Source organism: Paenibacillus sp. FSL R5-0701 (genome assembly GCF_037973995.1).
GTDB lineage: Bacteria > Bacillota > Bacilli > Paenibacillales > Paenibacillaceae > Paenibacillus.
Window position 1 is genome coordinate 6,025,990 of sequence record NZ_CP150230.1, and the last position, 12,382, is coordinate 6,038,371.

A 12,382-nucleotide genomic window follows, 5' to 3' on the forward strand; every position below is an offset into this window, starting at 1 on the left:
CTTTTGATTGCACAAAAAAACCTGGAACGACTTCATCTCCAGGTTTCTCATGATCATCATTTTAATTCAACGATAAACGAACTATCGCAATCTATTTCACTTCCACGCGTGGTCTAGTTTTACTTGTTCCATTGGACGACGAATTGGAGTTTTTCATCATACCCGAGACAGTGCTAAACAACTTATCTCTTGCTTGTTTGTTCCTCATCAGATAAGTCACACCTGCGCCGATAGCCGTCATGATAATTCCTCTTCTTTTAGACATGTGCTTCTCCTCCTTCAGGATAAATGTACATCGTGTCTTGTTTGACAATTACCCTGTGGGAGCAAAACGAAACGAAGTGCAAGCTTGATCGCAGAAAAAAAGATGACCGCTGAATTAAAATTCAGCGGTCATCTTCACTTGCTCTGTTGAGGCATAAACGTTCACACACCCGTTTAATCAGATGGCGTTGCCACATGGGTCATCTCTTCATGTTTGTAGGTAGAACCATCGGCGGTCAGATAAAAGTGTCCGATGGGATGCAGATCTTCATCCAATTCGTAGACAAGCGGAATGCCTGTCGGGATATTGAGCGCCATCACGTCTGCTTCGGACAATTGGTCCAGATGCATGACGAGTGAACGGAGCGTGTTCCCATGCGCAGAGATCAGCACTCTTTTGCCAGCAGACACCATCGGTTTAATCTCCGCATTCCAGTAGTCCAGTACACGCTTCGAAGTATCCATCAGGTTCTCCGTAAAAGGAATGGTACATCCGAGCCGCTTGTACTTGTCCAGATCCTGCACATAACGGTCATCCGTTTCGTCCAGTGCCGGGGGAGATACGTTCACGGATCGTCTCCATTCCTTTACTTGGTCTTCCCCATACTTCAGAGCCGTCTGCTGTTTGTTCAGTCCTTGCAGCGCACCATAATGGCGTTCATTCAGCTTCCAAGTCTTCGTAATGGGAATCCACATGAGGTCCATTTCATCCAGCGCAATATCGAGTGTTCGGATAGAACGTTTCAGCACGGATGCATAGGCGTAATCAAAATCAAATCCCTGTTCCTTCATGATCTTCCCTGCTTTGCGAGCTTCTCCGTAACCATCCGTCGTCAGATCCACATCTGTCCATCCGGTAAAACGATTCTCTACATTCCACATGCTCTGTCCATGGCGAATCAAAACAACTCTGTACATAAACGTGAACCCTCCTTCCATGGAAACATTACCCGCAGGTCAAACTAATTAGCACAGTGAAACGTTCATTACATTAATAATATGGTGCCATCATGAGATATACCACAACACCTGTAGAACTGACGTACAGCCAGATTGGCATAGTCCAACGTGCGATTTTGCGGTGTTTTTTCAATTGATTCGTCCAACCCCAGACAAGTGTGAACAATGCCAATGGAACAATCAGGGCTGCCAGTATACTATGGGTAATCAGAATGAAGAAATAGATCGAACGAATGATGCCCTCGCCGCCGTATTTGGACGTCTCTGGTGAGAGGTAATGGAACGTCAGATAGGTCACAAGGAATAACAGTGTCGTTGAGAATGCAGCAAGAATAAATCGTTTGTGCAGCTTCACATTCCGCTTGATAATAGCAATAAGCGCTGCGAGCAGGAAGATGAAGGTAAAGCTGTTAAACACGGCATTAAACCGCGGCAACACCGTAATATCAAAGGTTACATCACCTTTGTAACCAATCGATGGTGCGAAGAACAATAATAAAATAATGACATTAGCGAGAATGGAAATGGTGATAATGATGCCTGCGAAATTTTTATTACTCGTCGGGGATGGAATGTTCGGCTCCCCTTTGTTATTTTTGCCCAATGCAAAATCCTCCTCATATCCTAACTTCTATGTTCTATATCATTATATCTCGGCAATTCCGGGCTGTTAAGTGACAACACTCTGAACAAAAACCTTAGTACTACATGATAAAATGCCCCTTTACGGCTATTTTCAATCAAATCCAAACCAGCTCCCATTTACCCAAGTCCATATTTGTGGTATAATTATTGCAATTAATCACATACGCGTTGAAACTGGAGGAGCCTGTCACCAAGGGCCCCTCTTTGTCTTTTTCAGGCACAGAACGGCACTTTTCCTAATGCCTTTCTGTGCCTTTTTGTCTTTTTTAAGCTGAGAATGGATCGCCCTTGGGCTGGTTAACCTATAGACGCTACTACTGGAGGGGATAAACCTATGGAATTTATTTTGGTTCTTGCACTTATTTTAATCTTCACCAAACTTGCTGGTGATCTATCCGTAAGATTGGGTCAACCATCGGTTTTAGGAAAGCTGATTGTGGGTGTCGTCCTCGGGCCTGCAATTCTCGGTTGGGTTCAGCAAAGTGATTTTGTGCATTATATGGCTGAGATCGGGGTATTGCTGTTAATGTTCATTGCCGGACTTGAAACCGATCTGGAGCAATTAAAGAAAAACTGGAAGGCGGCCTTTGCCGTAGCAGTCGGCGGTATTATTTTGCCTTTTATCGGAGGATACGGTTCCGCCATGGCCTTTGGTATGTCACAGACACACGCGCTGTTCTTTGGACTTTTATTCTGTGCCACTTCCGTCAGCATTTCGGTTCAGACACTGAAAGACATGGATCAACTCAGCTCTCGTGAGGGTACAACAATCCTTGGAGCAGCTGTCGTTGATGATGTTCTGGTCGTTGTCATTCTTGCCGTTATGATGAGCTTGCTGGGTACTGGTGGAGGAGACACTTCGATCTCCTTGCTTATTGGTAAAAAGCTGTTGTTCTTTGTGATCATCATCGCTGCCAGCTGGTTCCTTGTTCCACGCATCATGAAGTGGATGGCACCACTGAAAGTAACCGAGACCGTCATTACTGCGGGATTAATTATTTGTTTTGGCTTCTCGTACTTTGCAGAGTGGATGGGTGTTGCTGGAATCATTGGAGCATTTGCCGCGGGTATCGCCATCTCCCAAACCAACTTCAAACATGAAGTCGAAACCAAACTGGAACCGATCGCCTACGGAATTTTTGTTCCAGTGTTCTTTGTAAGTATTGGCTTAAATGTCACCTTTGATGGTGTGGGTTCACAAATTTGGTTTATTGTTGTTATCAGTCTTATCGCTATTATTACCAAACTTGTCGGTGGTGGAGCTGGTGCACGACTGACCGGATTTAATATGACATCTTCACTGGCCATTGGTTCAGGAATGATATCAAGAGGTGAAGTTGCTCTCATTATCGCTTCAACGGGACTTGCTTCCGGATTACTTGATCCGGAATACTTCACGAGCGTTGTGATCATGGTCATTGTGACTACACTGGTTACTCCACCACTCCTCAAAATCACCTTTGCACGCAAAAAAGGGGAAAAACAAGTCGAACGAGGAATTGAAGAATCTCATTTAAGTGGTTAAGGGCATGTCACCGTTCAAAACTTAACAGTCCGCTTTGATCCATTTTCCCTTCAACGCGAAGGTTGGAAATGGTCGGAGCGGCTTTTTGTATTTTCACATGACAACCTGAAGCCCTGTTCACGTTCGTTTTATTTTATTTTTAGAGGAGATGAAGACGATGAGCATTGATTTTGATGAGGCTTACGAAGTCTGGATGCACTCCCTTTTGGAGGAAGAAACGAACCCTAGAGTGCTGTCCAGACTGGAAAATGGACTTGAACATGGCACATTGGAATTTTTGCGTTCAGTCTGGTTTCCGTTGATGAAAAACTTTAACCATTTGCAACCCGAATGGGAAGTTCGAGACTTTCATAACGGCTATCGATATCTGGATCTTGCATACATGCCAGGTAACGGCGTTAAGGCAGGTATTGAAATCCAAGGATACGGGCCACATGCCCGTGATCTGGATGTACGGCGTTTTAAAGATTTATGCTGGCGGAATTGTCTGCTAACGCTGGATGATTGGATTTTTCTGCCGATCACTTATATCTCCATTAAGGATGAACCGAAACGGTGCCAGCAGCTTGTGCTGTCTTTTATGGGAAAATTCATTGCTACGGACGTTCCGACATCCTTAAATTGGCTAGAAGCCGAGGCTGTTCGTTATGCCAGACGCATCATTCGTCCATTCGCCCCCTCGGAACTAGCAACACACCTGCGAATCACGGATCAGCATGCTCGAAGAGTTCTTCACAGCCTGATTGATCAACAAGTATTACTTGAAATAGCTTGCGGGCTAGTTTACAGCTCCAAGGGTAAGTTGCTTGTAGTCGATTAAATTACTTAGAATGAGGTCTCCTACCATATATAGAAAAACAAAAAAAGACCACCTTACACTCAAGAGGTCTTCGATCTTTGCCTGTTGTTGCAACAGGCTGTCCCATTTTAAGTTAGTACACCGACATAAAAACCAATGGAGATAAAGGCAACACACCATACAAAAGCACCAATGCCCGATACGAGGACGTACCTGCCGATGGCCATCTTGCTAATTCCGGAGAAACAACACATCAGATGACGAATGCCTGGAATGAAGTAACCCAGGATGATGGACCAATATCCATATTTGAGAAACCACGACTCCACCCTGCTGAATCGTTTGGCATTGACGCCGACCCACTTGCCGTATTTTTCAACCAGCGGCCTGCCCGCCTTCTTGCCGATCATGTAGCTGAGCAATCCGCCGGTAAATGCCCCACCGAAACTGACGGCGATGGATACGGAGTAATTCAATACCGAGATGGAGGCGAGATATCCGACAAAAGTCATCATCACCTCATCCGGAATCGGCATGCCAATAACGCCAAGAGCCAGTAGTCCGTATATTGCGAAATAACCATATTGACCAATAAATTCTTTTGCAAATTCCATACTGACTCGCTCCTTATTTCGGTTCCACAATATCCTTCTCATGTGAGGCTAACACTTGTTTTAGAGACGGGAATCGGATTTGGCTCACCATGAGACCGGATAATACAATAATGACAAGATAGGCTACACCCTGTGTGAAATAAGGACTCCAGAGTGCGAAAAAGGACATCAGACCTCCGGCAAATGTAATCGGCATCCCTACAAAACCACTGCTTCCTGTCTTCTGACAGTTATAACGGGCCAGACGCAAAGCACCACAAACCGGAAACAATGCAGTCAGGGCCATCCCCAGCACACTCACTTCAAGCATGGAATTCAGGTACAGAATCAGCACGGGTGCTGTTCCGAATGAAACTACATCCGCAAGTGAGTCCAGGGACTTGCCGAACTCACCCTCACAATGCAATTTACGAGCCGCATACCCGTCAAACAGATCAAAGAACATCGCTACCCATATCATCATCACAGCCAGGGCAAATTCACCATGAATAGCCATAATAACTGCCAACATGCCTGAACTCAGATTCCCCAAGGTTAAAATCGATGGTAAAGACTTCATAAGATTTGACTCCCTTTCGTACTAGGCTTTAGGAAAAATAATATAAAAACGGACTCCATCCGGTGTATTCTCCACTCCATAACTGCACCCATGCAGATCAAGAATCTGCTTCGCAATGGCCAGACCAAGCCCGGTCCCCCCCATTTTACGATTACGTGAGCGCTCTACCCGATAGAACCTCTCCCATATATACTGCCGCTCAGCTTCAGCTATCTGCTCGCCCTTGTTCTCAATGGAAATATGGACAAAACCTTCACGCCTGCTAATCTCAATAGTTATATCGGTATGTGGTATCGCATGACGTATAGCATTCATCATGATATTGAAAATAACTTGCTCCAGCTTGCTTCGGTCACCCTCAACCGTCTGTTCTGTTGTGGATACAAGCACCACATCCAATCCTTTGTCCTTCAGTTGCGGACCCAGACGGCCGGCGATATCTTCAATCATGTCAGCAAGTGCAACAGCATCCGTATTCAATTGAACCGCTGAGGATTCCAGTCGCACCAGATCCAGCATCTCTTCAACCATCGTTTCCATTTTGATCGCCTCATCGGCAATGATCTCAATGTAACGCTCCCGTTTGCTCTCACTCACGCCATCCTTCAGCCCTTCAGAATATCCCTTAATAATGCTGATTGGCGTCTTAAGTTCATGTGATGCATCGGCAAAAAACTTGCGCTGACGCTGTTCAATCTCCTGTTTCATTTCCATATCTGTACGCATCTGCGTGTTGGCCTGCCTCAGTTCTTCCAGTGTCTGACCCAAAGTTCCCGACAAGGCATTGAGGCTATTAGACAGACTGCCGATTTCATCATTACGCCGGATGGGTGATTTCACCGTAAAATCCAGCGTAGACATCTTCTTGGCGACATGGTTCAAGGCCAAGAGCGGCTTCGTTACAATTCGGGACAGGAGTAACGCCAGCAACAGAATCAATATAAATGCCCCTATGCCGAAATACGCATAGAACAAACGGGTTGCCTCATTCGCTTCCCTCATCTCCTGTAGAGAGGTGAGCGAGAAGATCAGTTGTTGCTCGGGTCCGGAACGATGCGCTGGAGCAATGGTGATGACATTGCGAACACCGCTCCAGCTATCCATCCACTCTTCATTGAGCATTTTGCCATTCGCCAAGGCCAGTTGGTCTTCGGTGGACAAAGGGAACCGGCTATCCAGTGCTTGCACCAGCAGGCCCTGCCTCTGACTCCACGTTGCCAGATTGGGAAGAACTACCTCAGTCAATACGCCAGACCATTCCTTTACCGGTTCAATTGATTCCTGAAAGCTTTCTGTTCCCCATGCGGCAGAAGTGGCATCCTGGATTTTGAATGGATAGACCATGGACTCGCTGGCCGGACCTCTCACCGTCAGTTCTTGCCCATATTTCAGATGGGATGTAATCCAGCCAGCATTCTCACTATTGATAAACAAGGACAAGGACACCTTCACGTGACTTCCATCTTCCTGAAGCAACGTAATGTGGAACGGGTCATTAACCAGTCTTCCGGTATTCGTCAGAATGACCAGATGTGACTGATTCTGACGCATGAACTTCCCGGTCTCCTTGGCTAGCTGTAAATCACTCCAATGTCCATTGGAATATTGCTGTTCGAACTTGGACAGCTTTTTCTTCATACTGCTGACCTTTTGATGCTGGTAGAAGTCGGGGAACCAGACCAACTGGGCAAAAACCGTCGTACCATATAAAAGAACCAGACATCCTGCCATGACCAGGAAAAGCTTCATCGTTACGCCATTTCTTCTCATGCTTCTGCCTCGAAACGATATCCAGTGCCAATCACCGTCCGGATACACTTGGCTTCATCACCCAATTTGCTGCGCAACTTCTTGATGTGAGTATCCACAACACGTGAGTCACCTTCAAAATCAAATCCCCAGATCCGATTCAAAATGGCATCCCGGGACAACACAATGCCTGCATTACGTACCAAATAAAGCAACAGATCATATTCCTTTGGTGCAAGTTCCACTTCAATTCCGTCCTTCTCCAGGCGTCTGGCCCATGGATCAAGGGTTACCTGTCCGAAGCGAATCACACCCTGCTCTCGTCCAATTGCACCTTCAACACGCTTCATTAATGTCTCTGCACGTGCAACCAGCACACGTGGACTAAACGGCTTGGTAACGTAATCGTCTACGCCCAGCTGAAATCCATGAATTTTATCGTCATCCTCGGACCGTGCAGTCAGCATGATAATAGGTACGGTGGATTGGGATCGAATATGCCCACATAACGTCCATCCATCCATTTCAGGCATCAAAACATCCAGAATAACCAGATCCACCTCATGCAGAGCCAACAGTTCCAGTGCCTGTACTCCATGTTCTGCTTCTATGACGTTCCATTGTTCTTTTATGAAATAATCGGCCACAATCTCACGAATGCGGCTTTCATCTTCCACCAGAAGCACTGTTCTGATCATGGCCGACTCTCCTTTTTAGATTTCTGATGTTAACATACCTATTCCATGTGTCGTTCATGTGTCCATACATGTTTTGGAATGCTCCCATGATATATACGATTAATATAAGCCAAAAGTTACTAATTTTTATAAAAATTCGCATGAAAAAGAAGCCATCAACGAGCAAGTTCCTGCTCATTGACAGCTACTTGAATGAAATCGAAGTGTGTTATCCAGAATTGATGCGCTACTGCGCGCTCCCTGGTAACACTTAGCGTTGTTGCTCCAGACGGTGTGCCACATGCAGTGTCGGACCAACAAAACGGTTCAGCGGGAATCCGCCAGCAATCGCTTTGGTCACAAAGGCTTTACCTTCACGAACAGCCTCTTTCACTGAAAGACCACGAGCCAATCCAGCGGTAATCGCCGCAGACGTCGTGCAGCCCGCACCATGCGTATATCCGGAGCCGACAACATCGGCTTCAAACCATTCGTAGTTGGTTCCATCATAGAGTAGATCCATTGCTTTACCAGGGCTAATGACACCTCTGTCCTTGATCAGGACATGTTTCGAGCCATGGGCATGAATTGCTGCTGCCGCTGCTTCCATCTGTTCCTTGGAGCGAATCGGTCCACTCTTCGCCAGTTGGGATGCTTCGAACAGATTAGGGGTAACCAGATCAGCACCTGGCAACAGGAATTCGATCATCGCTTCCGTATTTTCCGGTTGCAGTACTTCGTCTGTACCTTTGCAAACCATTACCGGATCGATAACGATCTGTGGCAGACCGCTGCGGCGAATATGTTTTGCTACCAGTTCAATAATATCTACAGAACCGAGCATACCTGTCTTCATAGCATCGAAACCGATACCGTCCAGAACAGTGCGAAGCTGCGCTTCAACTACATTTAATTCAACAGGAAAGACCTGGTGATCCCATGTTTCGGGCTCCATTGCCACAACCGTAGTCAGTACGGTCATGCCATACACACCCAGCTCCTGAAAAGTTTTCAAATCAGCTTGAATACCTGCACCGCCGCTCGTGTCCGAACCAGCTATTGTTAATGTTTTTGGAATCGTCATGGTAGTTGCATTCTCCTTCGTGTCTCAGTTGACATTATCCTATCCCTTGTACGAGCGGATGTCAATGGCATCTGAAGCCATACAGAGCATGGTTTTCCGAATGTTTCAGTTCACATCTTTGGTCTCCAGACGAACCATGGACATTGAAGCAATCCATATCCCTATTGCTCCAAGGGTCAGAGGGATAATAATAAGCGAATGAATGGAAACTTCCGACCCGTTGAAGCCAGAGCAGACAATCAAAACCAGCAAAATGGACGAGACCATCGTAGTGGTAACAGAATGCTTACGCATACCGAAGAATAGGGGAATGAGTGCCATACATGCAGCCGATAGAGAACTCATACTGTACTTCACCAGAAGTCCCAATATATCCTGATTTGTCAATGATCCGGGAATGAAGGAGTAGAAATGATTAACAATCAACAACAGTGAACCCATCAACAGATCGGTAACCATAATCATCACAAATGTAAAACCAAACACGATAATCAATTTTGCAGCAATGATTTTATGACGCTGGATGGGATAGGTGAACATGACGTTCATCGTTTTATTTCTATACTCACTGATCACCAGCTTGGATATTAAAGCTCCGGCAAATATGATAAAGGTCGCTCTCACAAATGTATCGATAATCATAAAGGCGGTCTGGTAATCGGCATAGGCATAATCTTCTGCTCCCACATCCACGAATCCAATCATGATCAGGAAAAGAAGAATGGCTAAACTGGCAATACCTGCACCTGCAAAATTACGTGCAAAGCGGTGCTTCCGCATCTCAAGTCTGATGAGTTTAAGCAACGTCTTCATCCCCTTTCACAAGCTTCATGAAGTGTTCTTCCAGGGAATGAGCCCGTTTGGATATCGATTCGATCTCAATACCATGCTGAATCAGCTTGGTGGTTAATTCCGATGGAATAATTCCCGGATCATAGATGCGTAACGTTTGGTCATCAACCAGTTTATAATTACTCAAACCAAGCTGATGTTCAATGACATAGGTCGCTTTGCGGATATCTACTGCCTGTAACTCGATGTACTCATTTTGACTTCCACGAATGCTCTCCATCGATACCTCTTCCACCAAACGACCGCCGCGAATGACACCAACCGTGTCCGCAATCTGCTCTATCTCACCAAGAATGTGACTGGAGACCAACAGGGTGATCCGATACTCATTACTAAGTCGCTTGAACAAATCTCGCATTTCCCGGATCCCTACCGGATCCAATCCATTAATCGGTTCATCCAGAATGAGCAGTTCAGGTGTGGTTATGAGTGCACGAGCCAATCCCAGCCTTTGCTTCATGCCCAAGGAGAAGTCTTTGATCGGTTTCTTGCCCGTATCCTTCAGCCCTACCATTTCCATCGTGTTGTCGATGATCTTTTTGTTGTAGAATCCCATGTATTCACAGTGAAGCTCCAGATTCTCGCGAGCAGACAACCTATCGTAGAAAAAAGGATATTCAATAATACTGCCCATTCGCTTCAGCACTTCATAGGAGGTCGGCGTAAGCTTCTCCCCAAACAGTTCAATCTCTCCTGTGGTTGGTTTGACGAGATTGGTGAGCATCTTCATGATGGTTGTTTTACCTGCACCATTCGGACCGAGGAATCCATAGATCTCACCTTGCTTAATATTCATATTGACGTTGGATACAACCTCCACCCCTTCATATACTTTGGTCACATCTATTGTTCTTGCGATATAATTCATCGTCTTGTTCTCCTTTACGTCCCCTGTCCGGGTTCCTATATCTATATTGTAAAGAGAAAAGTCTTCTTTTTTATTAATCAAATCTTACAAAAACCTTAAGTCTGACCGGACACGCCAACGCAGGGTCTACCGAGCCTTTAAATTAACCGAAAATACAGTCCGTTGATGTGGCACACTATGCAAGTGAATACTTCCACCCATCCGCTCAATTAGCCGTTTCGTAATGGTCAGACCCAGGCCGCTGCCTTGATAGAGTCGATTGCGGGAATCCTCCAGTGTATACATGCGTTCAAACACACGACTATGCTCGCTCTCCGGAATCCCTTTTCCCTGGTCCCAGATCTGTACCGTCACAGGTCCACCTATCGAATGATCCAGTGAAAGCCCCAGTACCTTACCCTCTGCCCCGTATTTCATTCCATTGGTGATGAGATTATCCAGCACACGGTCCAATGCTTCTTCATTCGCTTGCACGAAGATATCCCCATCAGGTATCTCCAGCTCCACGTGCAACCCAAGATTCGTCAACATTTCATAAAAGGAAAGCATCTTCAACCGGCATAATTCGCTGATATTCACTCGACTAAGCACCAGTTCCGTATCTCCAGATTCCAGCTTCGCCAGATCAAAAAAGGAATGGATCAAACGCAGCACTTCCTGCGCCTTATCCTGTATTTTCTCCGTCATCATCTTCCGTTCCTGATCGGTCAATGATGGGCTGTGCAGCAAGGTCTCACTATAACCCAGCACTACCGTGAGTGGCGTTTTCAGATCATGCGAAATGTTGGAGAGCATATTACGCATCTCCTTCTCCTGGTTCGCATACCCTGCTTTGGCGCGGTGCGCATGATCCAGCAGCTGGTTCATGTCTTTCAGAAGCCGACTAACTTGATCATCACTATTGAATACGAGCAAGCGCTCAAAGGTGCCTTGGTCCAGAATTGCGGATATTTTCTGATGAATATAGGACAGGTGTTGGTTTCTTTTCCGGAATTTCAACCACAATACAATGAAGGCAATGGCCAGAATACCCGTCGTGATGGCAAAAATCAGTGTCATCCCTGCTCCGCCTCCAGCTTATACCCGATGCCCCAGAGTGTCTTGATATACTGGGGAGCCGAAGGATCTGCCTCCAGTTTCTCACGCAGACGACGCATATGTACGTTAATGATATTTTCGTCTCCATAATAATGATCGTTCCAGACGGAAGCGTAGATCTGTGCCTTGGTGAACACTTTGCCAGGATGGGTAACCAACAGCTTCAGAATTCCAAATTCCTTGGATGTCAGCTTGACGGGTGTACCATCACGCTCCACCTCGTACGTCTCCATGTCAACTACGAGTCCTCCTATGTGAATACGCTGATCTGTAGCCACTTCAGCCACAGACGGAGTCGTATAATTGGCGCGGCGAATCGCAGCTTTGATGCGGGCAGTCAGTTCGATTAATGAGAACGGTTTGCTCAAGTAATCATCTGCGCCGAAGCCCAGGCCTAACGCTTTGTCCACCTCCCCATCCTTTGCAGACAGAATGAGCACAGGTACCAGACTGGCTGCCCGAATGGTTTGCAGCACATCCATCCCATTTTTGAGGGGCAGCATCAGATCCAGAATAACCAGATCATACCCGGGCTGTGACTGGCTGAACTGACGTTCTGCCTCTAAGCCGTCATATGCATAGGTGACGTCGTAGCCCTCTTTTTCCAAGTATGGCCCGACCATCTCACTAATTGAACGATCATCTTCAACAAGCAACAAGCGGTGACTTAACACATGTTTCCCTCCAA

14 protein-coding genes are annotated in these 12,382 nt (G+C 46.2%); 2 read left to right on the forward strand and 12 right to left on the reverse strand.

Features of this window, described 5'->3' with window-relative positions; translation table 11 throughout:
- Positions 1–91 precede the first annotated feature (91 nt).
- From MKZ13_RS26695 to MKZ13_RS26705, 3 genes are all read right to left on the reverse strand, one after another.
- Entirely contained in the window at positions 92–265 is a 174-nt protein-coding gene (locus MKZ13_RS26695) for a hypothetical protein (RefSeq protein WP_179088546.1), read from the reverse strand.
- 173 nt (positions 266–438) lie between these two features.
- Complete coding sequence (gene gpmA / locus MKZ13_RS26700) at positions 439–1,182, reverse strand: 2,3-diphosphoglycerate-dependent phosphoglycerate mutase (protein WP_339179506.1); 744 nt, start codon at positions 1,180–1,182, stop codon at positions 439–441.
- A gap of 73 nt (positions 1,183–1,255) precedes the next feature.
- Positions 1,256–1,828, reverse strand: a complete 573-nt coding sequence (locus tag MKZ13_RS26705; protein ID WP_017692198.1) for a DUF420 domain-containing protein — start codon at positions 1,826–1,828, stop codon at positions 1,256–1,258.
- A 375-nt stretch (positions 1,829–2,203) separates the two neighbouring features.
- Here MKZ13_RS26705 and MKZ13_RS26710 point away from each other — a divergent pair, with 375 nt between their 5' ends.
- Complete coding sequence (locus MKZ13_RS26710; RefSeq protein WP_221820726.1) at positions 2,204–3,394, forward strand: cation:proton antiporter; 1,191 nt, start codon at positions 2,204–2,206, stop codon at positions 3,392–3,394.
- Positions 3,395–3,551: 157 nt separating this feature from the next.
- Positions 3,552–4,214, forward strand: a complete 663-nt coding sequence (locus MKZ13_RS26715) for a transcriptional regulator (RefSeq protein ID WP_221820724.1) — start codon at positions 3,552–3,554, stop codon at positions 4,212–4,214.
- A 107-nt stretch (positions 4,215–4,321) separates the two neighbouring features.
- On the opposite strand, the gene MKZ13_RS26720 is transcribed toward MKZ13_RS26715, so the two are convergent.
- The 9 genes from MKZ13_RS26720 to MKZ13_RS26760 form a co-directional block, all read right to left on the reverse strand.
- Complete coding sequence (locus MKZ13_RS26720; RefSeq protein ID WP_221820722.1) at positions 4,322–4,807, reverse strand: DedA family protein; 486 nt, start codon at positions 4,805–4,807, stop codon at positions 4,322–4,324.
- A 13-nt stretch (positions 4,808–4,820) separates the two neighbouring features.
- On the reverse strand, positions 4,821–5,366 hold the full coding sequence (pssA, locus tag MKZ13_RS26725; RefSeq protein WP_221820721.1) for a CDP-diacylglycerol--serine O-phosphatidyltransferase: 546 nt from the start codon (positions 5,364–5,366) through the stop codon (positions 4,821–4,823).
- Between the two features lie 21 nt (positions 5,367–5,387).
- The gene (locus MKZ13_RS26730) at positions 5,388–7,136 is read right to left on the reverse strand and encodes a HAMP domain-containing sensor histidine kinase (RefSeq protein WP_221820720.1); all 1,749 of its coding nucleotides are present in this window, start codon (positions 7,134–7,136) and stop codon (positions 5,388–5,390) included.
- Positions 7,133–7,813 carry a response regulator transcription factor gene (locus MKZ13_RS26735; RefSeq protein ID WP_221820719.1) on the reverse strand — a complete coding sequence of 227 codons (681 nt, stop codon included), beginning with the start codon at positions 7,811–7,813 and terminating at the stop codon, positions 7,133–7,135. The genes MKZ13_RS26730 and MKZ13_RS26735 overlap by 4 nt, the downstream gene beginning before the upstream one ends.
- A 250-nt stretch (positions 7,814–8,063) precedes the next feature.
- Positions 8,064–8,876 (reverse strand): bifunctional hydroxymethylpyrimidine kinase/phosphomethylpyrimidine kinase, encoded by an 813-nt coding sequence (thiD, locus tag MKZ13_RS26740; protein WP_017692191.1) that lies wholly within the window; start codon positions 8,874–8,876, stop codon positions 8,064–8,066.
- A gap of 105 nt (positions 8,877–8,981) precedes the next feature.
- Positions 8,982–9,689: an ABC transporter permease gene (locus MKZ13_RS26745; protein ID WP_339179514.1), complete on the reverse strand. Its 708-nt coding sequence runs from the start codon at positions 9,687–9,689 to the stop codon at positions 8,982–8,984.
- Positions 9,673–10,596 carry an ABC transporter ATP-binding protein gene (locus tag MKZ13_RS26750; RefSeq protein WP_221820711.1) on the reverse strand — a complete coding sequence of 308 codons (924 nt, stop codon included), beginning with the start codon at positions 10,594–10,596 and terminating at the stop codon, positions 9,673–9,675. The genes MKZ13_RS26745 and MKZ13_RS26750 overlap by 17 nt, the downstream gene beginning before the upstream one ends.
- Before the next feature lie 126 nt (positions 10,597–10,722).
- On the reverse strand, positions 10,723–11,655 hold the full coding sequence (locus tag MKZ13_RS26755; protein WP_339179517.1) for a sensor histidine kinase: 933 nt from the start codon (positions 11,653–11,655) through the stop codon (positions 10,723–10,725).
- Positions 11,652–12,368, reverse strand: coding sequence for a response regulator transcription factor (locus MKZ13_RS26760; protein ID WP_313771440.1), 717 nt, complete (start codon positions 12,366–12,368; stop codon positions 11,652–11,654). The genes MKZ13_RS26755 and MKZ13_RS26760 overlap by 4 nt, the downstream gene beginning before the upstream one ends.
- Between the last annotated feature and the right edge of the window lie 14 nt (positions 12,369–12,382).

Coding starts and splice junctions, on each gene's coding strand:
- MKZ13_RS26755 (WP_339179517.1), bottom strand. CDS start 11,655: ATGACACTGATTTTTGCCATCACGACGGGTATTCTGGCCATTGCCTTC.
- thiD (WP_017692191.1), bottom strand. CDS start 8,876: ATGACGATTCCAAAAACATTAACAATAGCTGGTTCGGACACGAGCGGC.
- MKZ13_RS26695 (WP_179088546.1), bottom strand. CDS start 265: ATGTCTAAAAGAAGAGGAATTATCATGACGGCTATCGGCGCAGGTGTG.
- MKZ13_RS26710 (WP_221820726.1), top strand. CDS start 2,204: ATGGAATTTATTTTGGTTCTTGCACTTATTTTAATCTTCACCAAACTT.
- MKZ13_RS26720 (WP_221820722.1), bottom strand. CDS start 4,807: ATGGAATTTGCAAAAGAATTTATTGGTCAATATGGTTATTTCGCAATA.
- MKZ13_RS26715 (WP_221820724.1), top strand. CDS start 3,552: ATGAGCATTGATTTTGATGAGGCTTACGAAGTCTGGATGCACTCCCTT.
- MKZ13_RS26735 (WP_221820719.1), bottom strand. CDS start 7,813: ATGATCAGAACAGTGCTTCTGGTGGAAGATGAAAGCCGCATTCGTGAG.
- pssA (WP_221820721.1), bottom strand. CDS start 5,366: ATGAAGTCTTTACCATCGATTTTAACCTTGGGGAATCTGAGTTCAGGC.
- gpmA (WP_339179506.1), bottom strand. CDS start 1,182: ATGTACAGAGTTGTTTTGATTCGCCATGGACAGAGCATGTGGAATGTA.
- MKZ13_RS26730 (WP_221820720.1), bottom strand. CDS start 7,136: ATGAGAAGAAATGGCGTAACGATGAAGCTTTTCCTGGTCATGGCAGGA.
- MKZ13_RS26750 (WP_221820711.1), bottom strand. CDS start 10,596: ATGAATTATATCGCAAGAACAATAGATGTGACCAAAGTATATGAAGGG.
- MKZ13_RS26745 (WP_339179514.1), bottom strand. CDS start 9,689: ATGAAGACGTTGCTTAAACTCATCAGACTTGAGATGCGGAAGCACCGC.